The sequence below is a fragment of the Nocardioides sp. genome (assembly GCF_004803405.1).
Taxonomy (GTDB): domain Bacteria; phylum Actinomycetota; class Actinomycetes; order Propionibacteriales; family Nocardioidaceae; genus Nocardioides; species Nocardioides vastitatis.
On record NZ_SSXI01000107.1, the window covers coordinates 5,397 to 27,121 of the forward strand.

Sequence of the window (21,725 nt, forward strand, 5' to 3'; positions counted from 1 at the left end):
CGTGGCGGCGGCGCCGAGGCCCGCCGCGGCGGCGCCGAACAGCGTCCGACGGTTGATGCGCGTTCCGGGGGTGGGTTCGTTCACGGGTGGGTGTGGCCTTCCGGGAGGGGGTGCGGGGAAAGATCGGGAGCGGGTCAGAACACGCGGGACTCGACGACCGCCCAGTCCACGCTGTCGCGTGGCTCGTAGCGGCGGACCTCGTAGGACCGACGGACCAGGGCGCGCATCGCGGCCAGGTCGGGCAGGTCGGCGCCCAGGGCTCGGCCCTGGACCAGGACGTTGCCGAGGGCGGCCGCCTCCACGGGGCCGGCCAGCACCGGGAGCCCGCAGGCGTCGGCCGTGAGCTGGCAGAGGATCTCGTTCTGGGACCCGCCGCCCACGACGTGCACGACCTCGACCGGGACGTCCGCGAGCTCGGCCGCGGTCCGCACCTGGCGACGGTAGGCCACCGCCAGGCTGTCGATGATGCAGCGGGTGATCGCGACCGGGGAGTGCGGAACCGGCTCCCCGGCCTCGGCGGCGAGCGCCGCGATCCGCTCGGGCATCGGGTCCGCAGCGGAGCTGGGCACGAGCAGCCGGGGGTCGTTGATGTCGATGACGGTGCGCTGCGGGTCGAACTCGCCGGCCTGCGTGATCAGCGAGCGCAGCTCGACGTCGCGGAACCGACGGTCGCTCCACGAGCGCAGCGACTCCGAGAGCACCCAGAGGCCCATCACGTTCTTGAGGAACCGCGTGGTGCCGTCCACACCCAGCTCGTTGGTGAAGTCGGCAAGCCGGGCAGCCTCGGTGAGCACCGGCTGGTCGAGCTCCAGGCCGACCAGGGACCAGGTCCCCGACGAGATGTAGGCGAAGCGGCCGGTCTCCGCCGGCACGGCGACCACGGCCGACGCGGTGTCGTGCGACCCGACCGCGACCACGGGCACGTCGGCGGTGAGGCCGAGCTCCTGCGCGACGTGCGGGAGCAGCGGACCGACCATCGAGCCCGGGTCCCGCAGCGGCGGCAGGATCCCCCACGGAATGCCGAGCCGTCGGGCGATCTCGGTGGCCCACTCGCCCGACCGGGCGTCGTACAGCTGGGTGGTGGAGGCGTTCGTCCGCTCGGCGCCGATGCTGCCGGTGAGCCAGTAGCCCAGCAGGTCGGGCAGCAGCAGGAGCGTCTCCGCCGCCTCGAGCGCGGCCGTCCCCCGCGCGGCGGCCAGCTGGTAGATCGTGTTGAACGGCAGCTGCTGGATGCCGGTGCACGCATAGAGCTCGGCCGCCCCCACCTCGGCGGCGACCTTCGCGGCGAGGCCGTCGGTCCGCGGGTCGCGGTGGCTGAACGGGTTGCCCAGGAGCTGGCCGTCGCGGTCGAGCAGGCCGTAGTCGACGGCCCACGAGTCGATGCCGATCCCGTGCAGCGGTCCGCTGCGGGCCACCTCGCGGATGCCGGTCAGCACCTCGCGGTGGATGCCGAGCACGTCCCAGAAGTACGACGACCCGACCCGGACCGCTCCGTTCGGGAACCGGTGCATCTGGTTGATCTCGATGCCGCTGGCGCTGATCCGTCCGGACATCACCCGCCCGCTCGTCGCCCCGAGGTCGACGGCGGCCACGCGGACCGCGGTCCCTGCCCCCTGCTGCGCTGTCACCTCAGCCATCGCTCAGCGGAGGAACGCGGCCGCGACCCCGGCGTCCACCGGGACGTGGAGGCCGGTGGTGTGCGTCAGGTCCGGGCCGCAGAGAACGAACACGGCGTTGGCGATGTGGTCGGGCAGGACCTCCCGCTTGAGGATGGTGCGCTGGGCGTAGAACTTGCCGAGGTCCTGCTCGTCGACGCCGTAGACCGCGGCCCTGCTGGCGCCCCAGCCGCCGGCGAAGATGCCCGATCCCTGAACCACCCCGTCGGGGTTGATGCCGTTCACCTTGATGCCGTGCTCGCCCAGCTCGACGGCGAGCAGCCGCACCTGGTGCGCCTGGTCGGCCTTCGCGGCGCCGTAGGCGACGTTGTTCGGGCCGGCGAACAGCGAGTTCTTCGAGGAGATGTAGACGATGTCGCCGCCCATGCCCTGCTCGATCATCGCCCGGGCGGTCGCTCTGGAGACCAGGAAGGAGCCCTTGGCCATCACGTCGTGCTGGAGGTCCCAGTCGCGCTCGGTGGTCTCCAGCAGCGGCTTGGAGAGCGAGAGACCGGCGTTGTTGACCACCAGGTCGACGCCGCCGAAGGCCAGGCATGCCGCCGCGACCATCGCCTCGACGGCAGCCTCGTCGGAGACGTCGCCGGCCACGCCGACCGCGACGTCGGGCCCGCCCATCTCGGCGGCGGTCGCCGCCGCCTTCTCACCGTCGAGGTCCGCGATCACCACGCAGGCGCCCTCGGCGGCCAGCCGCTTCGCGGTCGCCTTGCCGATGCCACTGGCGGCACCGGTGACCAGCGCGATCCGGGTCGCCAGCGGCTTGGGCTTCGGCATCCGCTGGAGCTTGGCCTCCTCCAGCGCCCAGTACTCGATGCGGAACTTCTCCGCCTCGTCGATCGGCGAGTACGTCGACAGCCCCTCCGCGCCGCGCATCACGTTGATCGCGTTGACGTAGAACTCCCCCGCCACGCGGGCGGTCTGCTTGTCCTTGCCGAAGGAGAACATGCCGACCCCGGGCACCAGCACGATCAGCGGGTCCTTGCCCCGGATCGCGGGCGAGTCGGGGGTCGCGTGTCGGTCGTAGTAGGCCTGGTAGTCCTCGCGGTAGGTGACCGCCAGCTCCTGGAGTCGCGCGATCGAGTCCTCGACCGAAGCGGTCGCGGGCAGGTCGAGCACCAGCGGCTTGACCTTGGTGCGCAGGAAGTGGTCGGGGCAGGACGTGCCCAGCGCGGCCAGCCGCGGGTGCTCCGCGTGCGAGAGGAAGTCCAGCACCACGTCGGAGTCGGTGAAGTGGCCGACCATCGGGCGGTCCGCGGACGCGATGCCGCGGATGGTGGGGGCCAGCGCTGCGGCCTTCGCGCGACGCTCGGCGTCCGGCAGGGCGTGGTACCCCTCGAGGGCGGGGCCGAACGGCTCGGCCTTGCTGTGCTCGGCGATGTACGACGCGGCGGTGTCGATGATCCACAGCGAGTTGGCCTCGGCCTGATCGCTGGTGTCACCCCACGCGGTGATGCCGTGACCGCCGAGGATGCAGCCGACGGCCTGCGGGTTCTTGTCCTTGATCGCCGCGATGTCCAGGCCGAGCTGGAAGCCGGGCCGCCGCCAGGGCACCCACACCACCTTGTCGCCGTAGATCCTGCGGGTGAGCTGCTCGCCGTCCGCGGCGGTCGCGATCGCGATCCCGGAGTCGGGGTGGAGGTGGTCGACATGGGGAGCGTCGACCAGGCCGTGCATCGCGGTGTCGATCGACGGGGCAGCGCCGCCCTTGCCGTGCAGGCAGTAGTCGAACGCGGCCACCATCTCGTCCTCCCGGTCGACGCCCGGGTAGACGTCGACGAGGGCGCGCATCCGGTCCAGGCGAAGCACCGCGAGTCCGGGCTCGGTGAGGGTGCCGAGGTCGCCGCCGGAGCCCTTCACCCAGAGCAGCTCGACGGGCTCACCGGTGACCGGGTCGGTCTCCGTGCCCTTGGCCGAGGTGTTGCCGCCCGCGTAGTTGGTGTTCTTCGGGTCGGCGCCGAGGCGGTTGGACCGGGCGATCAGCTCGGCCGCTGCGGGGTTGGTCATGATGCCTTTCTCGATCTTGTGCGATCTGCTGTGGGCGTGGCGTGAGGGACTCAGGTCCAGGAGAGCTGGTTGCCGCCGACGCGGCTGGCCTCGATCTCGGCCTGGTAGCCGGACTCGGCGTAGGCCCGCATCGGGTCGCCCGGCAGGCCGCGCTCCTCGCGCCAGCCCGCAAGGTCGGCGCGCACGTCGGTGTAGAACGCGTCCATGAGCACCTGGTGCGCACCGAGCACGTCGCCGGCGTCCTGGGCCGCCGCGAGGGCGGCGCGGTCGACGAGCAGCGCGCGCGCCGTCATCTCCTGGACGTTGAGGACCGAACGGATCTGTCCGGGGATCTTGTCCTCGACGTTGTGGCACTGGTCGAGCATGAAGGCCACCTCGCTGTGGCCGTCGGGGTTGGCCGGTCCGTAGCCGCCGCCGCGGATCACCTCGAAGAGGATCCGGAACAGCTGGAATGGGTCCGCGGCACCGACGATGAGGTCGTCGTCGGCGTAGAAACGGCTGTTGAAGTCGAACGAGCCCAGCTTCCCGAGCCGCAGCAACTGCATGACGATGAACTCGATGTTGGTGCCGGGCGCGTGGTGGCCGGTGTCGAGGCAGACCATGGCCCGGTCGCCCAGTGCGGCCACCTGGGCGTACGACGTGCCCCAGTCGGGGACGTCGGTGTGGTAGAAGGCCGGCTCGAAGAACTTGTACTCCAGCACCAGCCGCTGGTCGTCCGAGATCCGCTCGTAGATGGCCGCGAGCGACTCGGCGAGCCGGTCCTGGCGACCGCGAAGGTCGGCCTGGCCGGGGTAGTTGCTGCCGTCCGCGAGCCAGATCTTGAGGTCGCGGGAACCGGTCGCGTCCATGATCTCGATGCACTCGAGGTGGTGGTCGATCGCCTTGCGCCGGATCGTCGGGTCGACGTGGGTCAGGGCGCCGAACTTGTAGTCGTCGTCCTGGAAGGTGTTGGAGTTGATCGTGCCGAGTCGCACCCCGTGCTCCTCGGCGAACCGCCGCAGTGCCGGGTAGTCGTCGACCTTGTCCCACGGGATGTGGAGCGCGACCGTCGGTGCGAGTCCGGTGAACCGGTGCACCGTGGCCGCATCGGCGATCTTCTCCTCGACCGACCGCGGGGTACCGGGGGTCGCGAAGACCTTGAAGCGGGTGCCGGAGTTGCCGAACGCCCACGAGGGGAGCTCGATGGCCTGGCCCTCGAGCTGGGCCGCGATGGCGGCGAAGTCGGTCATCGTCAGTTGCTCTCGTGTCGCTGTTGGTCGAGGTTGAAGACCTCGCGGAGGACGACGAACCCCTGGTCGGGTGCGCCGCCGTTGATGCCGGTGAAGAACGGCGCCATCTCGGCCTGCCACCGGGCGTTGACCTCGGTGCGGGCCATGGCGGCCTGGGCTGCGGTCAGGTCGTCGGACTCGACGTACCCGACGAGCAGCCCGTCGTCCCGCAGGAACAGGGAGTAGTTCCGCCACCCGGTCTCCGCGAGGGCGTCGAGCATCTCGGGCCACACGGCCCGGTGCCGCTCGACGTACTCGTCCATCCGATCGGGACGGACTTGGAGGGTGAAGCAGTAGCGGGGCATCCCTGTTCCTGCGGTCTCGGAACGACGATCAGAAGTCGAAGTCGTCGATGTTGGACTCGTCGTAGACGAACGGGTCGCCGAGGAGGACCTCGCCGTTCGCACCGACGGTGTACTCGCCGAGCTCGCCGGCCTCGAAGGTGTCGCCCTCGTCGCCGTTGATCTCGCCGTCGATCAGCGCCTTGGTGGCGTACGCGGACAGGTAGCCGAGGTCCTCGGGGTTCCAGAGCGCGAACGCCGTGACGGTGCCGTCCTTGATGTAGTCACGCATCTGGTTCGGGGTGCCGAGACCGGTCAGCGCGACCTTGCCCTTGTACTGCGAGTCCGACAGGTAGCGGGCCGCGGCCGTGATGCCGACGGTGGTCGGCGAGATGATGCCCTTCAGGTTGGGGTGGGCCTGGAGGAGCGCAGCGGTCTTGTCGAACGACGTCTGGTCGTCGTCGTCTCCGTAGACGGTGTCGACGAGCTTGATGTCGGGGTGGTTGGCGGCGAGCTCCTCCTCCATCATCTTGATCCAGGCGTTCTGGTTGGTGGCGTTGGCGGCCGCGGAGAGGATCGCGATCTCGCCGGAGCCGCCGATCTGCTCGGCGATCAGGTCGATCTGGACCTTCGCGATGCCCTCGGCGCTGGCCTGGTTGATGAACAGGTCGCGGCAGTCCGGCTCGGTGTCGGAGTCGAAGGTGACGACCTTGACGCCGGCGTCGCGCGCCTCGTTGAGGGCGTCGCAGATGGCCGTCGGGTCGTTGGCGGAGACCACCAGACCGTCGACGCCGCGCTGGGCCTCGGTGTTGATGAACTGGACCTGCGAGTCCGGCGTCGCGGTGTCCGGGCCGACCTGCTTGTAGGTGCCGCCGAACTCCTTGATGGCGTTCTCGCCTCCGGCGTTGCTGGTGTCGAAGTAGGGGTTTCCGAGGTTCTTGGGGAGGAAGGTGATGGCCGCGCCGTCGCTGCCTCCGTCTCCCTCGTCGTCCCCACCGCAAGCGGTCAGGCCGAGGCTGGCGGCGAGTGCCACCGCGGCCAGGGCGGTGAGTCGCCGACTCTGGATCTTCATCCTTGTTACCTTTCGTCGAACCGGGTCAGGACTGCGACCGCTTGCCGGTGCCGTCCGGCCGGGGGCGAGTCGCCCACGGCCATCTCCTCGCCGAGCGCAGACCCGAGGCCCAGGCAAGGAAGCTGGTGGAGATCACGGAGAGCACGAGCAGCACTCCGATCACGATGTTGATCTTGTTGACCGTCTCGCCCTCCAGGCGCATGGCGCTGGAGATGACGCCGATCAGCAGGACGCCGGCGATCACACCGTGCAGGGCGCCGCGGCCACCGAAGATGGAGACGCCGCCGAGCAGCACGGCTGCGATGACCTGCAGCTCGAGCCCGGTGGCGTTGTCGCCGCGGGCGCTGCCGTAGCGCAGCGTGTAGTAGATGCCCGCGAGCGCCGACACGGCCCCGGTGAGGGCGAACAGGAACAGCTTCGTCCGCTCCACGTTGACGCCGCTGAACCGGGCCGCCTGGTCGTTGAGGCCGATCTCGTACACACCGCGCCCGAAGGAGGTGAAGTGGAGCGTCAGCGCGAACACCACGATCAGCACGGCGATCGGGATCAGGACCATCGGGTAGGAGCTCTCCTCGACGATCCGCTCCTTGACCAGGTCGGTCCACTTCTGGGGGAAGTCGGTGATCGCGGTGTCGCCCAGCAGGCCGACGGCGATGCCGCGGTAGAGCGCGAGGGTGCCGATGGTGACCGCGAGCGAGGGCAGTCCGACGTAGGCGACGAGGAACCCGTTGAGGAGACCGGCCAGGGTCCCGACGGCGATCGCCAGCAGGCCGGCGACCGGGATCGAGAGCCCCATGTCGACGTGGAAGATGCCGACCAGGACGCTGCTCAGCCCGACGATGCTGGCGACGGACAGGTCGATCTCGCCAGTGATGATCACCAGCGTCATCGGCAGCGCGATCATCAGGATCGGCGCCATGTCGAGGAACAGGTAGTAGAGCGTCAGCGGGCCGTCGAAGGCCTCGATGTTGACCGTCGACCAGGCGAAGACCGCCACGAGCAGACCGATGATCGCGGCCTCGCGGTTGACCAGGAGCCGGGCGACCAGCGGCCGCGCGTACGGCCGGTAGCTGCGCTGGCTCTCGGGCGTGGTGGGAAGAGTCGACGTGCTCATGAGGCGGTCCCATGGTCGGATCGGGGCGAGGACGTGGGCGGCGCGGGCGTGCCGGGCGGTGAGCCGTGACCGGGCTCGAGCTCACGGGCCACGGCCAGCCGCCGCTCCTGCCGGGTCGAGAGCACCCGGTCGAGGACGATCGCGGCGAGGATCAGGGCGCCCACGACGGCCCGCTGCCAGAAGTCCTGGATGCCGAGCACCGGGAGGGCGCTGTTGATCGTCACCAGCAGGGTGGCGCCGATCGCGGCGCCCCACACGGTGCCGCTGCCGCCGAAGATCGCGACGCCGCCGATGACCGCCGCGCCGACCGCCTGCAGCTCGATGTTCAGGCCGGCGTTGGAGCTCACCGTGCCGTAGCGGGCGACGTAGAAGGCGCCGGCGAGTCCGGCGAGCGCGCCCGAGAGCACGAACGCGAGGAGCACCCGCCGGGTGACGTTGAGGCCGTAGAGCGTCGCGGCCCCGGGGTCGGAGCCGATCGCGTACAGCTCGCGTCCCGAGCGGGCCGTGTGCAGGTGGTAGCCGACCACGGCCAGGACCACCAACGCGATGATCGTCAGCACCGGGATGCTGAGCAGCTGGGCCGTACCGAGGTCGAGGAATCCGTCGGGGATGTCGCTCGCGGTGACCCGGTCGCTGCCGGCCCAGGTGAGGAAGATGCCGCGGTAGACGTAGAGCGTTCCCAGCGTGATCACCAGCGCGGGCACCTTGCCGAAGGCGACCAGGACGCCGTTGACCAGGCCGAGCGCGGCGCCGAGCCCCACAGCGGCCAGCACGACGACGGGAGCAGGGAGTCCGGTGTCGATGAACAGTCGGCCGGTGAGGTAGGCGGTGAGCCCGAGGGTGGAGCCGACCGAGAGGTCGACGTTCCGGGTCACGATCACCACGGTCTGGCCGACCGCGAGGAGAATCAGGATGCTCGGGTTGACGAGCAGTGAGCGCCACCCGTCGGAGCCGAAGACGAAGCTGGAGCTCTTGCTGGCCGTGACGACGATGAGCAGCAGCAGCACCAGGCCGACCGCGAGCTCGCGGGAGCGCAGGACCGTGGCCAGCAGGCGCTGGGTCGGGCTGAGCTCGCTGGGGTGGACCTCGATCGCGTCCGGCGCCGGGTCCGAGCCGAGGGTCATGCTCATGCCTTCACTTCCTCTGTGGACGCCGACGCGGGGTTCCCGACCATCGGCGTGATGCCGGACGAGCCGGTGGCGGCGCGCATGACCGCCTCCGCCGTCGCCTCCTCACGGTCCAGCTCCGCGGTGATCCGTCCCTCGTGCACGACGAGGACCCGGTCGGCCATACCGAGGACCTCGGGCAGCTCGGAGGAGATCATCACGATCGCGAGTCCCTGTCCGGCGAGGTCGGACAGCAGTCGGTGCACCTCCGACTTCGTCCCGACGTCGATGCCCCGGGTCGGCTCGTCGATGATCAGCAGCTTCGGCTCCGTGGCGAGCCACTTCGCGAGCACGACCTTCTGCTGGTTGCCGCCGCTCATGGTGGTGGCGGGCATGTCGAGCGCGTTGGTCTTGACCTCGAGCCGGGCGGCCCACGGTCCGGCGGCCCGGTTCTCCGCGCGGGTGGTCAGGAAGCCCAGGCGGTCGAGCCGGCCGCGGATGACGGCGGCGACGTTGCGGGCGATGGTGCCGTCGACGACCAGGCCCTGCTGGCGCCGGTCCTCCGGGACGAACGCCATGCCGGCCTCGATCCCGGCGCGCGGGCGGCCCGGGCGGACAGCCCGTCCGAGCATGCGGACGCTGCCGGCGTCGTACGCGTCGACGCCGAAGACCGCGCGGGCGATCTCGCTGCGGCCGGCGCCGACGAGTCCGGCGAGGGCGACGATCTCACCGGCGCGGACCTGGAAGCTCACATCGTGGAAGACGCCGGTCCGGTTGAGCCCCTCGACGTCGAGGACGACGTCGCCGACCGGGGCCGGGGTCTTCGGGAACAGGTCGGTGACCTCGCGGCCGACCATCCGGGCGACGATCTCGTCCACCGTCGTGTCCACGATCGGGTCGGTCGAGACGTACTCGCCGTCGCGCATCACGGTGACCTCGTCACAGAGCGCGAAGACCTCCTCGAACCGGTGGGAGATGAAGACCAGCGCCCGGCCCTCGTCGCGCAGGCTGCGCGCCACCGCGAAGAGGCGGTCCACCTCGACGCCGCTCAGCGCCGCGGTCGGCTCGTCCATCACGAGCAGTGCCGCGTCGAGCGAGATCGCCTTCGCGATCTCGATGATCTGCTGGTCGGCGATGGAGAGGCCACGCGCCGGGCGGCGGGGGTCGATGTGGACGCCGAGCCGGTCGAAGAGTGCGGCGGACCCGTCGTACATCCGCTTCCGGTCGATCCGGCGCGCCGGGCCCAGCGGCTGACGGCCCATGAAGATGTTCTCGGCGACCGAGAGGTCGGGGAAGAGGGTCGGCTCCTGGTAGATCACGGCGACGCCGGCGGCCTTGGACTCGCTGGTGGAGCCGAAGTCGACCTCCTCGCCCTTGAGCCGGAACTCACCCGCGTCGCGCTGGTGGACTCCGGCGATCACCTTGACCAGCGTCGACTTGCCGGCGCCGTTCTCGCCGACGAGCGCGTGGATCGAGCCGGGCCGCACCTCGAGCGTGCCGCTGCGGAGCGCGGCGACCGCGCCGAAGGACTTCGCGACGTCACGCAGCTCGAGCGTCAACGGGCTGCCGCTCGGGTCGGACGGGCCAGACATGTCGCTCCTTGACATTGGGCGTTGAAAGGTTTCAACTACGGATTGCAGAAACGTTAAGTGACTGCTGTCACATGCGTCAAGGACCTGCGGTGGACGATTTTGAAACGAATCAACCGTGGTCGCCGTGGGACGCTCAGCCCACCCCACCAAACAGGAGGTCACGTGGTCACCGAGGCCGAGGCGTCACTGCCGCGCGAGCGCTCCCCGCGCCATGTCTCCGTGAAGGACGTCGCGGCCGCGGCCGGGGTTTCGGTCGGGACCGTCTCGAACGTCCTCAACCGTCCCGACAAGGTGCTGCCGAGCACGCTCGAGCACGTCCTCGGCGTGATCGACGAGCTCGGGTTCGTGCGCAACGACGCCGCCCGCCAACTGCGGGCGGGCACCAGCCGCTCGGTCGGGATGGTCGTGCTCGACGTCCGGAACCCGTTCTTCACCGACGTCGCCCAGGGCGTCGAGGCGCGGCTCGGCGAGCAGGGCCGTCCGCTCATCCTGGCCAACTCCGGCCAGGACGAGGCCCGCGAGTCGACGTACCTGGACCTGTTCGAGGAGCAGCGGGTCAGCGGCCTGCTGATCACGCCTGTGGGGCAGGTGCTGCCCCGGCTGCGCCGGATCCGCGACCGCGGCACCGCCGTGGTGATCGTGGACCGACGGGTCGGCTCACGGGAGTTCTCGTCGGTGTCCGTCGACGACAAGCTCGGCGGTCGGCTGGCCGCTCAGCACCTGGTCGACGTCGGGCGGCGGCGGATCGCCTTCGTCGGCGGCCCCCGCGGACTGAACCAGGTCAAGGACCGCCTCGCCGCCGCCGAGATGGTGGCGTCCGCGAGCCGCGGGGTGGCGCTCCGCTTCGTGGAGACGGCCACGATGGATGCCGACGCCGGCCGGCGCGCGGCCGAGGACCTGCTCAAGCTGGATGGCCGCGAGCGGCCCGACGCGATCTTCGCCGCCAACGACCTGATCGCACTCGGCGTGCTCCAGGCACTGACGCTCGCCCGGGTCCGGGTGCCCGACGACATCGCCATCGTCGGCTACGACGACATCGACTTCGCCGCGTCCGCGGCGATCCCGATCACCTCGGTCCGACAGCCTCGCGAGGGCATGGGCCAGGTCGCGGCCGACCTGCTGCTCGACGTCATCGCCGACCCCGCGCGCCGGGTCCGGCACGTGGTGCTCGAGCCCGAGCTCGTCGTACGCCGCTCGACCGCGGGCTGACTGTCTCGTCCCACCAGTCACGTGACCCGGCCGGTCCGGGCACTTCTGGGGTGTTGCAACGGCCGGGAAGTGCAGGAATCACCGGTTAACCGGCGATTCCTGCAACCCCACTCACAACCCCAGATCCCGCCCGATGAGCTCCTTCATGATCTCGTTGGACCCGGCCCAGATCTTCGTGACCCGGGCGTCCCGCCAGGCGCGGGCGACGCGGTACTCGTTCATGAACCCGTACCCGCCGTGGATCTGGACGCAGTGCTCGAGGACCTCGCCCTGCACGTCGCTGGAGTACCACTTGGCCTTGGCGGCGTCGACGGCGGTGAGCTCTCCCTTGGAGTGGGCGAGCACGCACTTGTCGATGTAGGCCTCGGCCACCTCGATCCGGGTGACCAGGTCCGCCAGGAGGAACTTGATGTGCTGGAAGGTGCCGATCGGCGCCCCGAACGCGTGCCGCTCCTTGGCGTACTGGATGGTTTCCAGCAGGATCTGCTTGGCGTGGGCGACGTTGGCGATGGAGCACGCGAGGCGCTCCTGCGGGAGCTTCTGCATCATGTGGATGAAGCCCATGTTGAGCTCGCCGATGATCTCGGCGTCGGTCACCCGGACGTTCTCGAAGAACAGCTCGGCCGTGTCGGACTCCTCCATGCCGACCTTGTCGAGCTTGCGCCCGCGGGAGAAGCCCTCCTTGGTCGCCTCGATGCCGAAGAGGGTGATGCCCTTGGGGCCCTTCTCCGGGTCGGTGCGGACCGCGGTGACCACCAGGTCGCAGGAGTAGCCGTTGGTGATGAAGGTCTTCGAGCCGTTGATGACCCACTCGTCGCCGTCCCGGACGGCGGTGGTCTTCAGCGCGGCGAGGTCGGAGCCGCCGGAGGGCTCGGTCATGCCGATCGCGAGCAGGATCTCGCCGGACGCGACGCCCGGGAGCCATCGCTCCTTCTGCTCGTCGGTGCCGAGCTCGACGATGTACGGCGCCGTGATGTCCGCGTGGATCCCGTGGCAGGTCGGGTAGGCCGCACCGACCTTGGCGAGCTCCTCCTGGAGGACCGCGTTGAAGCGGTAGTCGCCCGCCTCGGCACCGCCGTACTGCTCGGGGATCTCGAGGCCGAGCAGTCCCTGCTTGCCCGCCTCGAGCCAGAACTCGCGCGGCAGCGCCTTGTCGGCGATGTGCTGGTCGGTGTGGGGCAGGACCGAACGGTCCACGAACTCCTTGACGGACGCCCGGAAGGCCTCGTGGTCCTCGTCGTAGATCTCGCGCTTCATGGGCAGGACTCTACTGGCTGGTAGCCACGCTGAAGCGCCCGGGCGGACGCCGGCTCGCGGTCGTCGGCGCCCGCCCGGGACGGTCTCAGCGGAGGCGCCGGATCAGGATGGCCAGGTCCGAACGCACCACCCTCCGGTGCACGGGGACTCGGATCCGCCCGGCGACGTCACGCGCCCTGACCAGGGCGGCCGCCGCCTGCCGGTCGCGCCCCCTCCTGTCCAGCCGTGCGGCCGTGGCCAGGTGGGCGAGGATCCGCCGCTCCACCCTGCGGTTCATCGAGCCCTGGTCGGCGAACCGCTGGACGAGGGTGCGGACGGCGGCGATCGAGGTGGTGACCCGGAAGCGGACCCGCACGGTGGTGCTGTTCCCCGCCTCATCGGTCGCCGTCACCGTCAGGACGTTGCCGCCCACCGGGAACCGCCACAGCTCCAGCCGGCCCTGGCCGACCGTGCGATGGCCGATCGTGGCCACCACGCGGTCGACCGGAGATCCGGTCGGCGTCGCCGTCCACCCGAGCGTCGGCTGCGCGGCGTGGCTGTACGTCCGGCCGGCGACGAGCCCGGTCACCCGCAGCACCGGCCCGGTGGTGTCGGTCACGGTCACCGTCACGCTGCCCGCCGCCTCGACCAGGCCGGCCGCGTCGGTGGAGCGGTAGGCCACCACGTGGTCACCGGGCGCATCGATCCGCACCGGCGCGTCGTAGGCATGCCAGGCGTTGTCGTCGACCTTGACCTCGGTCCCGGCCACGCCGGACGCCCTGTCTTCGGCGGTGAGGGTCACCACCTTGGTGTCGCCGTCATCGGTGACCGTCGGCGTGGTCTGCGGCGCGTCCCGGTCGAGCCTCACCCTCGTGGTCGCGGGCTCAGCGACGTTGCCGGCCTGGTCCGTGGACCGGTAGCCGATCACGACCTCACCGTCGGCGGCGCCGGCAAGGTCGACCGGCGTCCCCTCGTACGGCGTCCACGCGCCGCCCCCGATCCGGTACTCGGTCGAGTCCACGCCGCTGCCGTCGCCGTCGTCGGCGGCGAGGGTGAAGGAGGGCGCCGACACGTACCAGCCGTTCTCCCCGTCCGCATCGCTGGGGTCCAGGGTCAGGGCGGTGGTCGGGGCGGTGGTGTCGTCCTCCTCCGCGTCGAGGTGGAAGTAGTCGAACTCCACCACCACCGGCTCCTCCTGGGAGGGTCCGATCGCCATCAGGCCCAGGGACTCAAGCGGCCTGTCGAAGGTGATTCCGGAGCCGATCGGCGTCCAGTTGGTCCCACCGTCACTGACCTCGGGCACGTACTGGTTGCCGGTCTTGGTGACCCGGAGGTACCAGTACCCGCTCTCGGTCGAGTCGGCGATGTTGAGGTTGGAGCCGCCCGAGATCGCGCCGTTCACCTCGCGGCCCGCCTCGGCCCGCAGGTCGAGTGCAGCGCCCGGCGTGTTGTAGGCGACCACGTCCGTCTTCACGTAGTTGTTGTCGTCGGCGTACATCAGCAGCCCGGCGAGCTGGTACCGGTGCTTCAGCGGTGCCTTGAACCGGGTGGTCGCGACCCAGTCACCCTCCGGCGCGTCCTGGAGGATGAAGTTCCGTGGCGAGACCGGGTTGTTGCCGTCGATGTCGCCGGGCTGGGTCGTGATCCTCAGGTGACCGCCTGCGACCTCCTCGGTCGCGGAGTGGTAGCGGACCGACTCAGCCCACCGGCAGCCGTCGAGCCGGGCGCCGTCGAACTCGTCGTTCGGATCGACCTCGGTCGCCTGCGGCTCCGGGGCGAACCGGAACCAGTCGGCCTTCGCCACCGCCCGCGTGGTGCCGAGGTCGCCCGCGGCCATCACGCCGATCCGCGCATCGGGCTTGAGGGCCAGCGAGCCGTTCAGGCTCGTCCAGGCCGCCCCGTCGGTGGAGTACGCGCCGGTGAGGGTGCCGCCGGTGTTCACGAGCCGGAGGTTCACGGTGGTCGGGAAGTCCGCCGGCACAGCAGGTGCCGCCGGGGTGGTCCGGGACCCGTTGTTCTCCGTCTGGAACTCGATGATCCGGCCACCGGCCTGGGTCCGCACGAACGCCAGCTTGTTGTAGTTGTTGTCGTTCTGGTGGACCACGATGCCGGCCCACTGCCAGTGCGAGGTGTGCGCCAGCTCGACCTTCGTCGTGGCGGTCCAGTCCCCTGCCGGGACCGGCTGACCGGCGAAGCTCACCGGGCCGGTCTCGTCCTCGTTGATGTCACCGGTGGTCACCGGGAGGTTGAGCGTCCCCCCGGACTGGGTGATCGGGGATCCGGCCGCGTACCGCAAGCCCCACTTCGGGCTCATCGACGCACCGTCGAACTCGTCCGAGAGCGGTCCGGTCGGGCAGGACAGCGGGTCGCTGATCGGCTCGGGCGCAGGATCGGTCGGGTCGGTGTCGACCGTGAACTGCGAGAAGTCCGCGCTCTTGGCGGCTGCCTCGTGGGACATCTCGAAGATGCCGATGTCCTGCGTGGCTGCTGCGCCCGGCAAGGTCAGCTTGGTGCCGACCTGGGTCCACGTCGTCCCGTTGTTGGACCAGGCCGCCGAGTAGCCGCCCTCGTCACGCCGCAGCTTCAGCCACTTCGGCGTACCGCTGGTGCCGCTCTGCACCGAAGAGTCGAGCTGGCCGTTGCCGTTGGTGTCGGTGAGGAACTCGATCCCGCCGCTGGGTCGCAGTGCGACCATCGCGTAGCCGGGCGAGACGCCGGGCAGCGTGATGTCGTTGCGGACCATGATCCCGGCCTTGGCGGCGCCGTGGGTCATCGTGTGAGCGTCGACCCGGACCACCGCCTCCCACTTCTCGTCCGCGGCGCCCGGGTGGAACAGGGTGCTGTACTGGTCGATGGCCTGCCAGGTGTCGTTGCCGGCACCGGTGATCCGGAACTGACCGGGACCGAGCTTCTCGAACGCACCGTTGACGTTGGTGAAGGGCTGGAGCGCCCCGAACAGCTCGCCGACCTGCGCGACCGAGACTCGCGAGGTGGTGGTCCTGCCGTCGTTGTCGGTCGCGACGGCGGTGAGGTGGTAGAGGTCCTCCTCGGCCGGGGTGCGCCAGGTGACCTCGTACGGCGCGGTGTCGTCCTCGCCGATCTTCGTCTCACCGACGAAGAACTCCACCGTGGCGACGGTACCGTCCGCGTCGGAGGCGTCCGCGGTGACCTGGACGTCGGTGTCCGGCTCGAGCTGGACGCCCTCCTGCGGCGCGGTGATCGCCACCTGGGGTCGCGCGGCGGGTGAGGAGCCCTGGCCGAGCGCCTCGAGGAAGTTCAGCCTGACGGCGGGCCCCGGGAACACCACGTAGATGTTCCTCGAGTCCGCGCCGAGCTCACTGACATCGACCTTGACGTCGCGGTATGCGGTGCCCGTGGCGGGCACGTCGATCGTGGCCAGGAGCTCGCGGTCGGGTGCGCCCTGGCGTAGCTCGAGACTGCTGGCGGCGGCGGCCGAGACCCGCAGCGCGAGCTCATCGACACGGTGGAAGCTGACCGGGTCGAAGCGCACCCAGGCGCCGTCGCCGCCGACGACCACCTGGCCGCCGCCCGCCGGGTCACGGCCCGGCGCCAGGGTGGCGTTCTCCGACTTGGCGTCGAAGAACTCCGCCTGCCTCAGCTTCGGGAACACCACGGTGGTCGCTGAGCCCGTGAGCGGGTTCGCGCCACCCTCACCACCCTTGTCCTGGTAGCGGGCGTCGATGGCGAAGAAGATGTTCTCGTCCGGCGCGTGCCCGCCGAGGCTCGTCGGCGTGGAGCCGGTGAGACCGGACAGCGGCTGGGTGTGGTGCGCATGGTCGTCGTGGCCGAGCGCCGGCTGGATGACCACGTCATCACCGCTGACCACGCCGTCCTCGGGGTCGGTGACCTGGACCTCCCACGAGATGTCGTCGCCGAAGTCGAAGAACGAGCCACTGGGCGGCAGGTTGAACTCGACGGTCGGTTGGGTGTTGCCGACGGTGATCGCGACGGTGGTCGTGCCGTCCTTTCCGTCGGGGTCGGTCACCGTGAGCCGGGCGGTGTGGACGCCCTTCGTCCCGTAGGTGTGGCTCGCGGTCGCCGTGGTCGCGTCGACCGCACCGTCGTCCTCGAAGTCCCAGGCGTAGGCCAGCTCGGCGCCCTCGGGGTCGCTCGACGCACTGCCGTCGAACGCGACGGTCAGCGGTGCGTGGCCCGACGTGGGCTCGGCGGAGATCGAGGCGACGGGCGAGCGGGACCCCTGGATGTAGTCGATCCGATGCAGGCCGGAGTTCGGGTTGTCACGCCCGAACCCGCCACCCCAGTCCAGCACGTAGAGCGAGCCATCCGGACCGAACTTCGAGTCGATGGGTGCCAGGAACTGCTCCTGCGGGAGGAACGGGTTCACCTTCTCGACAGCACCCCCGGGGGCCGTCGATCCGGCGTCCTCCTTCAGCTGGACGTTGTACATCTTGTTGCGCGCCCAGTCGTAGAAGAACGGCTTGCCGTCGAAGGCCGCGGGGAACTTGGTGTCGGACTCCAGCGACTCGTCGTACTGGTAGAACGGGCCGCCCATCGGCGCGAGGCCGCCGCCCTGGTTGATCACGGCGGGGACCGAGCTCCGCTTGTAGCCGTAGAACATGTCGGCCGGGCGCGCCGGTGGGAGGTTGGTCAGACCGGTGTTGTGAACGCTGTCGTTGACGGGATTCTGGCAGTCGAAGAAGTCCCCCACGATCGGCGGGTTGTTCGGCGTGCTGCTGCCGTAGTCGACGTCGCGGAACGGCTCGTTGTTGCCCATGCACAGCGGCCAGCCGTAGTTGCCGGGCGCTTTGATCAGGTTCCACTCGGCGATGCCGGCCGGCCCGCGGGTCGCCGGCGCGTCGGTGCTGTTGTCCGGGGAGTAGTCCGCCATCCCGATCCACCCGGTCTCCGGGTCGATGGAGAACCGGAACGGGTTGCGGAAGCCCATCGCGTAGATCTCGGGCCGCGTCTTGTCTCCGGCGTCCGCCGACTCGGGGAAGAGGTTGCCCTCCGGGATCGTGTATCCGGAGCCGTCGGGTTTCGGCGTGATCCGGAGCAGCTTGCCCCGCAGGTCGTTGGTGTTCGCCGAGGTGGCGCGGGCGTCGTGGAAGGTCCCGTTGCGCTCCGAGAGCGGGGCGTAGCCGCCGGACGGCTCGGAGTGCGGGTTCACGTCGTCGCCGACACCGAGGTAGAGGTTCCCATCGGCGTCGATGTCGAGACCGCCGCCGGTGTGGCCGGGCTCGTCGGGCAGCCGACGCGCCGGGACCTGGAGCAGGACCCTCTCCGTGGCGCGGTCGATGGTGCCGGTCCCGTGGTCGTAGGTCAGACGCGACAGCCGGTTGACGAAGTTGGCCGGGTCGGTGTCGTCCGGGCTGGCCGGCGAGTAGTAGATGTAGAGGTGCCCACTGGTGGCGAAGTCGTTGGCCAACGTGATGCCGAGCAGGCCGTCCTCGCCGCCCGAGTAGACGGGAATGGTGATCGCGGTGCTGGTGGTCTGGCTCTTCGGGTCGTAGACACGGATCTGGCCGCGCACCAGCTCGGTGAGGAAGACCTTGCCGTCGGGCGCCACGTCCATGGCGAACGGCGCTGAGGTGTTCTGGTCGAGCGGGACCTTCTCGTAGTTGCCCCACACCGTGCCGCCGCAGTCGCCGGGCTCGAGGCCGGCGACGTACTTCACGCCGCCGACGAGGTGCTCCTTGAACTTCGGCTCGTCGAAGTGCGACGGGAAGTGACCGAGCGCGGTCGCCCAGAAGCGACCGCCCTCGTAGGGCTTGCACCAGCTGATCGGGTGGTCGTAGCCCATGGTGCCGCCCTGGTACGTGGTCTCGTCCATCGTGGCGAGGATGTGGGCGGTGCCGCGGACGTTGTTGGAGAAGTTGTACCACTCGTCGCTGCGCTGCCACCGGGTCTCGGCGAAATGGTCGGTCGAGGGGTGGTCGTGGTCCTCGATCCGTACGACGCCCGGCTGGCCAGGGTCGGTGCCGGTCGGGGCGTGGCCGGGCATGAGAGAGCCCACCATCTCGTCCCACCATGCGTAGTTGCCCCGCATGTCGGTGGCGTTGTGGACCGCGGCGATGCCGTTGCCGGCTGCCATCCAGCGCTCCATGGCGGCCTTCTCATCGGCTGTCCACGGGTCGCCGTTGATCTGGAAGGCGACCATCGCGTCGTAGGACGAGAGGCCCTCGTCGGTGAACACGCCGGTCGAGTCGTTCACGATCGTGGCGTCCATGCCCGCGGCCTCGAGCGCCGCCTCGAGCTTGGGCGCGCCCTGCGCGATCGCGGCATCGTGCCAGGGGCCGGCCGGCGCCTCGGTGAAGATCAGGATGTGGCCGTGATCCTCATGCGCCTGGGCAGGCCCCGGGACGGCGGCACCGACGGTGGCGGCGAGCGCGACGGCGACGGTCGAGGAGAGGAATCGGAAGGAAGTTCGGCTGAAGACGGTCATGACGCTCCTGGAGCAAGGGCGAGAGGGGGTGACGCACGTCACGCTCGAACCTAAAGAGACTTTTGACGCCCGTCAAGCAAAAGTTGCAGTGGAGCGCTCAAAAGCCGCCGTCTCCTTGTCCGAAGTGCCGCTCGGGCACGCCGACAGGCGCGTCGACGACGCAGCCCTAGCGGTCACGACGAGGTCGCGCCGCGGATCAGCTGGCTCGCGATGTAGAGGTGGCCGTCCTCCGCGCCGTGCGCGTCGACCGCTACGACATGCGCAGACTCCAGCGATGCCCGGGCCCGCGCCTCACGGGTGAACCGGCGCCGGAAATCCGGGGCGTGCGCGAAGAGCGGTGCGATGACCTTGAGCGCCACCTCGCGGCCGAGGTTCTCCTCCCTGGCTCGGAGCAGCTCGCCCATGCCGCCCTGGCCGGGCTGCTCCATGATCCGGAACCGACCGATCCGGGCACCCGGTGCGGGGTAGCCGGAGGCCAGGGACGGGGATACACGACTGTTCTGCCCGACTGGTCAGGCGCGGGTTGCCACCTTGGTCGACTCCTCGGCGGACGTGGTTGGCCCGGCGTCGTACCCCTCGCGGAAGCCGAAGCGCTCCCACCAGCGGGCCAGGGGGCCGGGGGCCCACCAGTTCCAGCGGCCGAGCAGCTTCATCGTGGCCGGCACCAGCAGCGCCCGGACGACCGTGGCGTCGACCAGGATCGCGACGAGCATGCCGATGCCGATCATCTTCATGAACACCACGCCGCTGAGGCTGAAGGCACCGATGACCACCGCCAGGAGGAGCGCGGCGCTGGTGATGATCCGGCCGGTCTTCTGCACGCCGGTGGCGACGGCGAGGTCGCTGTCGCCGGTGGCGTCCCACTGCTCGCGCACCCGGGACAGGAGGAACACCTCGTAGTCCATCGAGATCCCGAACAGCACGGCCAGCATCACGATCGGGTTGGTGAGGTCGAGGAACCCCTGTGGCGTGAACCCGAGCAGGTCGGCGAGGTGGCCGTCGCTGAAGATCCAGGTGACGACGCCGAACGAGGCGGTGATCGACAGCGCGTTCATGATCACCGCCTTCACCGGCAGCACCACGGAGCCGAAGGCCAGGAAGAGCAGCAGGAGCATCACGCCCACCACGATCAGGCCCATCAGCGGCAGGTGGTCACCGACCGACTCGGCCAGGTCGACCGTGTCCGCGGTCAGCCCGCCCACCAGCGCCTGGGTGTCGCCGGGGCTGTCGATCGTGCGCAGCTCGCGCACGATGTCCTGGGAGCGCTCGCTCTGGCTGTTGCCCTCCCACGCCGCCCGGAGCAGCACGGTGTCGCCCTCGCTCGCGACCGGTCGCACGTCCACCACCCCCGGCACCCCTTGGACCTGGGCGGTGTACGTCGCCACGTCGGCCTCGCTGGCGCCCTCGAGCAGCACGTTGGCGGTCGACCGCTCCGGGCCGAACTCGGTGTTGAGCCGCTCGGACGCCTCGTGCGAGGGGGTGTCCGCCGGCAGCACGCGGTAGTCGACGCTTCCCCACTTCACACCGAGGAACGGCGACGCCACGGCGAGGAGTACGACGACCACGGCCGCGGCGACGAGGACCGGACGCCGCATCACCGCTCCGGCGAGGCGTGCCCAAGCGCCGTGGTCGGACTCGACCGGGGTCGAGCGCTGGAGGAACGGGATCCGGACCGAGTCGATCCGCTTGCCGAGCAGCGCGAGTGCCGCCGGCAGCACGGTGAGGGCGGCCACCATGGCGATCAGCACGGCCGCGATGCCGCCGTACCCGATCGACTTGAGGAAGGTCTGCGGGAAGACGAGCAGGGAGCTCATCGCGGCGGCCACGGTGAGCGCCGAGAACGCCACGGTCCGTCCGGCGGTGACCATGGTCCGCACCAGTGCGCGCGCCGTGTCGTCCGGCGTCAGCGCGATCTCCTCGCGGAACCGGGAGACCACGAACAGGGCGTAGTCGATCGCCAGGCCCAGCCCGAGCAGGGTGATGATGTTGGGGGCGAAGATCGAGACCTCGACGGCCTCGTTGAGGCCGGCGATCATCGCGCGCGCGCCCAGGACCGCGACCACGCCCACCAGCACCGGCATCAGGGCCGCGACGACGCTGCGGAAGATGATGAGCGACAGGATCAGGACGATCGGCAGGGAGACGATCTCGGCCCTCAGCAGGTCGGTCTTGGTCTCCTCGTTGACGTCGGTGTAGACGGCGTAGGCGCCCGCGAAGGCGGTGTCGAGGTCGCTCTCGGCGATGGCCGGCTCGAGCTTCTCGAAGGAGTCGAGGAAGTCGTTCTGGGACGCGCCGTCCAGCGACACGTAGACCGCGGTCGCGTGGCCGTCCTTGCTGAGCATCGCCGGGTCCTGGGTCTCGTACCAGGTGTGTGCGGTCGCGACGACGTCGTCAGGGACCTGGGCCAGCGTCTGCTCGACCTCGGCCCGGAACGCCGGGTCGCTGACCTCCAGGTCGTCGCTGGTGAAGATCACGATGGTGTCGACGGACTGGTTGCCGAAGGCGGCACGCTCCAGCTCCAGCTCACGCGACGACTCGCTCGCGGGGTCCTCGAAGCCACCCGAGGCCAGCTTGTCCTCGAGTCCGACACCGGCCACGGCGGCCGCAGCGGTGATGCCGAGCCCGACCAGCAGCACCACCAGGGCCCGGCGCACGATCAGGGCGCCCCATCGCTCGATCATCGTGACTCCTCCGAATGACATCGGTGAAACTGCATCAGTTTCGTGAACACTGTTAACCGTAAACG

Annotated in this window: 13 protein-coding genes; 1 reads left to right on the plus strand and 12 read right to left on the minus strand. The window is 70.1% G+C overall.

Annotated features, from left to right (window positions below; all coding sequences use genetic code 11):
* Window positions 1-134: 134 nt before the first annotated feature.
* The 8 genes from E7Z54_RS07880 to E7Z54_RS07915 are packed head-to-tail and all read right to left on the minus strand — an operon-like array spanning window position 135 to window position 10,110.
* Window positions 135-1,637, minus strand: coding sequence for a rhamnulokinase (locus tag E7Z54_RS07880; RefSeq protein WP_136432595.1), 1,503 nt, complete (start codon window positions 1,635-1,637; stop codon window positions 135-137).
* Window positions 1,638-1,640: 3 nt separating this feature from the next.
* Window positions 1,641-3,677 (minus strand): bifunctional aldolase/short-chain dehydrogenase, encoded by a 2,037-nt coding sequence (locus E7Z54_RS07885; protein ID WP_136432597.1) that lies wholly within the window; start codon window positions 3,675-3,677, stop codon window positions 1,641-1,643.
* Window positions 3,678-3,727: 50 nt separating this feature from the next.
* Window positions 3,728-4,906, minus strand: a complete 1,179-nt coding sequence (gene rhaI, locus E7Z54_RS07890; protein ID WP_136432599.1) for an L-rhamnose isomerase — start codon at window positions 4,904-4,906, stop codon at window positions 3,728-3,730.
* Window positions 4,907-4,908: 2 nt separating this feature from the next.
* Complete coding sequence (locus E7Z54_RS07895) at window positions 4,909-5,250, minus strand: L-rhamnose mutarotase (RefSeq protein WP_136432600.1); 342 nt, start codon at window positions 5,248-5,250, stop codon at window positions 4,909-4,911.
* A gap of 28 nt (window positions 5,251-5,278) precedes the next feature.
* Window positions 5,279-6,298 carry a rhamnose ABC transporter substrate-binding protein gene (rhaS, locus tag E7Z54_RS07900; protein WP_136432602.1) on the minus strand — a complete coding sequence of 340 codons (1,020 nt, stop codon included), beginning with the start codon at window positions 6,296-6,298 and terminating at the stop codon, window positions 5,279-5,281.
* Window positions 6,299-6,323: 25 nt separating this feature from the next.
* Window positions 6,324-7,412, minus strand: coding sequence for an ABC transporter permease (locus tag E7Z54_RS07905; RefSeq protein WP_136432604.1), 1,089 nt, complete (start codon window positions 7,410-7,412; stop codon window positions 6,324-6,326).
* The gene (locus tag E7Z54_RS07910) at window positions 7,409-8,542 is read right to left on the minus strand and encodes an ABC transporter permease (protein ID WP_136432606.1); all 1,134 of its coding nucleotides are present in this window, start codon (window positions 8,540-8,542) and stop codon (window positions 7,409-7,411) included. Before E7Z54_RS07910 ends, E7Z54_RS07905 begins: the two co-directional genes overlap by 4 nt.
* Window positions 8,539-10,110: a sugar ABC transporter ATP-binding protein gene (locus E7Z54_RS07915; protein ID WP_136432608.1), complete on the minus strand. Its 1,572-nt coding sequence runs from the start codon at window positions 10,108-10,110 to the stop codon at window positions 8,539-8,541. The genes E7Z54_RS07910 and E7Z54_RS07915 overlap by 4 nt, the downstream gene beginning before the upstream one ends.
* Before the next feature lie 162 nt (window positions 10,111-10,272).
* Here E7Z54_RS07915 and E7Z54_RS07920 point away from each other — a divergent pair, with 162 nt between their 5' ends.
* On the plus strand, window positions 10,273-11,319 hold the full coding sequence (locus tag E7Z54_RS07920) for a LacI family DNA-binding transcriptional regulator (protein WP_240769577.1): 1,047 nt from the start codon (window positions 10,273-10,275) through the stop codon (window positions 11,317-11,319).
* Between the two features lie 111 nt (window positions 11,320-11,430).
* Here E7Z54_RS07920 and E7Z54_RS07925 read toward each other — a convergent pair whose 3' ends face one another.
* From E7Z54_RS07925 to E7Z54_RS07940, 4 genes are all read right to left on the minus strand, one after another.
* Window positions 11,431-12,576 carry an acyl-CoA dehydrogenase family protein gene (locus tag E7Z54_RS07925; protein WP_136432610.1) on the minus strand — a complete coding sequence of 382 codons (1,146 nt, stop codon included), beginning with the start codon at window positions 12,574-12,576 and terminating at the stop codon, window positions 11,431-11,433.
* An 85-nt stretch (window positions 12,577-12,661) separates the two neighbouring features.
* Window positions 12,662-18,979 (minus strand): ThuA domain-containing protein, encoded by a 6,318-nt coding sequence (locus E7Z54_RS07930; RefSeq protein ID WP_136432612.1) that lies wholly within the window; start codon window positions 18,977-18,979, stop codon window positions 12,662-12,664.
* A gap of 173 nt (window positions 18,980-19,152) precedes the next feature.
* Window positions 19,153-19,407, minus strand: a complete 255-nt coding sequence (locus E7Z54_RS07935) for a hypothetical protein (protein WP_136432614.1) — start codon at window positions 19,405-19,407, stop codon at window positions 19,153-19,155.
* Window positions 19,408-19,491: 84 nt separating this feature from the next.
* Window positions 19,492-21,660 carry an MMPL family transporter gene (locus E7Z54_RS07940; RefSeq protein ID WP_136432616.1) on the minus strand — a complete coding sequence of 723 codons (2,169 nt, stop codon included), beginning with the start codon at window positions 21,658-21,660 and terminating at the stop codon, window positions 19,492-19,494.
* Window positions 21,661-21,725: the final 65 nt, after the last annotated feature.

Excerpts from the sequence above, each read along its gene's own strand:
- E7Z54_RS07925 (WP_136432610.1), bottom strand. The coding sequence starts at position 12,576 with ATGAAGCGCGAGATCTACGACGAGGACCACGAGGCCTTCCGGGCGTCC.
- E7Z54_RS07905 (WP_136432604.1), bottom strand. The coding sequence starts at position 7,412 with ATGAGCACGTCGACTCTTCCCACCACGCCCGAGAGCCAGCGCAGCTAC.
- rhaI (WP_136432599.1), bottom strand. The coding sequence starts at position 4,906 with ATGACCGACTTCGCCGCCATCGCGGCCCAGCTCGAGGGCCAGGCCATC.
- E7Z54_RS07895 (WP_136432600.1), bottom strand. The coding sequence starts at position 5,250 with ATGCCCCGCTACTGCTTCACCCTCCAAGTCCGTCCCGATCGGATGGAC.
- E7Z54_RS07930 (WP_136432612.1), bottom strand. The coding sequence starts at position 18,979 with ATGACCGTCTTCAGCCGAACTTCCTTCCGATTCCTCTCCTCGACCGTC.
- E7Z54_RS07935 (WP_136432614.1), bottom strand. The coding sequence starts at position 19,407 with ATGGAGCAGCCCGGCCAGGGCGGCATGGGCGAGCTGCTCCGAGCCAGG.
- E7Z54_RS07940 (WP_136432616.1), bottom strand. The coding sequence starts at position 21,660 with ATGATCGAGCGATGGGGCGCCCTGATCGTGCGCCGGGCCCTGGTGGTG.
- E7Z54_RS07880 (WP_136432595.1), bottom strand. The coding sequence starts at position 1,637 with ATGGCTGAGGTGACAGCGCAGCAGGGGGCAGGGACCGCGGTCCGCGTG.
- E7Z54_RS07910 (WP_136432606.1), bottom strand. The coding sequence starts at position 8,542 with ATGAGCATGACCCTCGGCTCGGACCCGGCGCCGGACGCGATCGAGGTC.
- E7Z54_RS07915 (WP_136432608.1), bottom strand. The coding sequence starts at position 10,110 with ATGTCTGGCCCGTCCGACCCGAGCGGCAGCCCGTTGACGCTCGAGCTG.
- E7Z54_RS07885 (WP_136432597.1), bottom strand. The coding sequence starts at position 3,677 with ATGACCAACCCCGCAGCGGCCGAGCTGATCGCCCGGTCCAACCGCCTC.
- rhaS (WP_136432602.1), bottom strand. The coding sequence starts at position 6,298 with ATGAAGATCCAGAGTCGGCGACTCACCGCCCTGGCCGCGGTGGCACTC.